We start from the raw sequence: 2217 nt of genomic DNA on the forward strand, positions 1-2217 counted from the left end.
CGAAGAAACCGATGTCGACCCCTATTCCCCTCACCCTGATCGAAGGCTCCATGGCGCTGCCGAGCCTGTCGCCGCTCTGTCGTCTGCTGCCCGCGCCATTCGGCCGCGATTGGACGCTACTGCCGCCTGGGCCTGGTTTGCGGGCGGAACTCAAGGCGCTCTATGCGGCCGTATTGCGTACCTTTTGTCTGAATGACAAAACCTTCCGCGCGCTCTGCCATTGGGAATCGTTGCGCAAGCCGGCGGCTGCGTCCTCGGGTTTCATCCCGCCTGCTATCTCGACCACCGTGTTCGACGCACCGGTCGACGAATCTTTGCAAGCGTCCGTCGAAACTGCACCTTTCTCGCCGGTTAGCACACCGGCCGCTCCGGCCTCGCCGCGCGGGGGGTCAATGCATTGGGGAGCTCTAGCGGGCGGCGCCTGTGCACTCAGCGGCGCCGCGATGCTTGCCTGGATTGGGTTTGGTCATCTGGCACAGCGCCACACGATTAGCGATGTCAAACCAGTGAGCAAGATCCCGCTCCGCCAGGAAGCACAGTTGGCGAGTCGCCCCTCGCCTGATGCCGCTGTTAATCCGCACGCAGCCGCTAACAACCGTGCAGCAGGGCTTGTATCGAGCGCCGCTTCGTCGCCCGTGCCCGTTGCAGGCGCGTCTGGATCCGCACGCGCATCTGTACCCGCATCGCCTGCGATTTTGCCAAACGCACTTGCCGCGGCGCCGTTGCGCGATTTCACGGCAAGACCCGCCACGGAAATCACTACAACGGTCAAGGCAACGTCAGCGCGCGCCACAGCCACAGCCACAGCCACAGCCAGCAAGAACGTATCGCGCCGCCCGGACAAGCAACGCAAAGGCGCCGCGAGCCTGCACGAAAGAAGCGGGCGCCGTTCGCAGACCATCATCGCAACGCAGTTGCCACGCATGTCGCAGATGAACCACGAGGCGTCGCAGATTGCGGTGCCGGCGATCGCACAACAAACCTCACCGAAACCGTCGTCGGCGGGTTCTTACTCGCCACGTGCGTCATCGCAGTTCAGCACCGACGAATACGCGTCGACGACCATGTCAGCTGGCACACACCTGCGCAATATTGTGCCGCCATCGCGTCCTGCTTCGTCGCTCAATCCGTCTGGAAGCGGCGACACAGAATGGATCGATCACATGTCGCAACGTCGCGTGACCGACGTTCCCAATCAGTTCGTGAAGTAAGGGTCTCGGTATCGAAAAATCGAGGTGCAAAAAACAAAACCCCACGCTCCGAAAAACGTGGGGTTGGTCACCAGCCTGAGCCCGGCCATGAAAATCGTCGGGCTTTTTTACACTCGTACGCCTACTTCTGTGTTGGCAATCCGAACTCGGTTTGTCGCTGCAACTGCATCACTTCGCCCTGCACCTGCCGCAACTGCGCCTGCGCCTTTTCCTTCTCCGCGTGCAGCGCTACCGCCTCACCTTGCGTCTGCCGCTGGTAATCGTTGACCTTGGCCTGCTGCGTACGCGCAACGTCGAGATCGGCCTGCAACCGTTTCGCGCGATCTTCCGACAACGCGATGATGTCTTCGATATACGCCTTCTGCGCCTGCAACTGTGTGCGGCGAATCTCGACGTCCGCCAGTTGCGCCGTCTGCTGGACGAAGCCGGCATAGACCGCTTCAGCCCGGCCTACGTCCTCCGACTTGATCACGCGCCAGAAATGCTTGTCCTGAAAGAGCGCGACGTAGTACGTCATCTCTTGTGGATAGAAGAACAGACTCGCACCGTAACTGCCGTTATACGTGGTGCGCAATTCGCTCAGCTTTGCGTCGTGAATCATCTGCATCAGTTCGGCGACGTTGCCTTGCGCGTCGCCGGCGGTAACCGGCGTGCTTGATGCCGCACTGCGCAGCGCGGCGGCGACCGGTTGCGGCGTTAGCGTGTTCATGGCCGGCCGCGTGCCGACCAGCGGTGCGGCCTCACCGCCTTGCGCTGCCAGCACGAAACCACCATGCTGCAACAGCGCACACGAGGCCGCGAGCAGCATGGCGCGCCGTACAATTGAGGGGTACTTCATACGTGCATGCTCCATGCAAATCCAAATCAGCCGCAGATTATCGCGCGGATTAGTCGTTAAGCGAAGCATTCAGGTGTCGCACTGACGGACTTTAAATCGAGATAAATCGATAACGAATGATTTGGCCGGATGCACGCATCAGTCGCGAAATAAAAGATTTCAGATAAG

The 2217-nt window shown here is 60.5% G+C and carries 2 protein-coding genes; one reads left to right on the plus strand and one right to left on the minus strand.

Annotation, left to right across the window (positions count from 1 at the left end; genetic code table 11):
- Positions 1-1211 (plus strand): hypothetical protein (locus VFE81_RS13430; protein ID WP_325045061.1); only part of this gene is annotated, 1211 nt, incomplete at its 5' end.
- A gap of 121 nt (positions 1212-1332) precedes the next feature.
- Here the strand turns inward: VFE81_RS13430 and VFE81_RS13435 are convergent.
- Entirely contained in the window at positions 1333-2049 is a 717-nt protein-coding gene (locus VFE81_RS13435) for a DUF2968 domain-containing protein (RefSeq protein ID WP_325045062.1), read from the minus strand.
- Positions 2050-2217 lie beyond the last annotated feature (168 nt).

Source organism: Paraburkholderia sp., from assembly GCF_035656215.1.
In the GTDB taxonomy this organism is placed as follows: Bacteria; Pseudomonadota; Gammaproteobacteria; order Burkholderiales; family Burkholderiaceae; genus Paraburkholderia.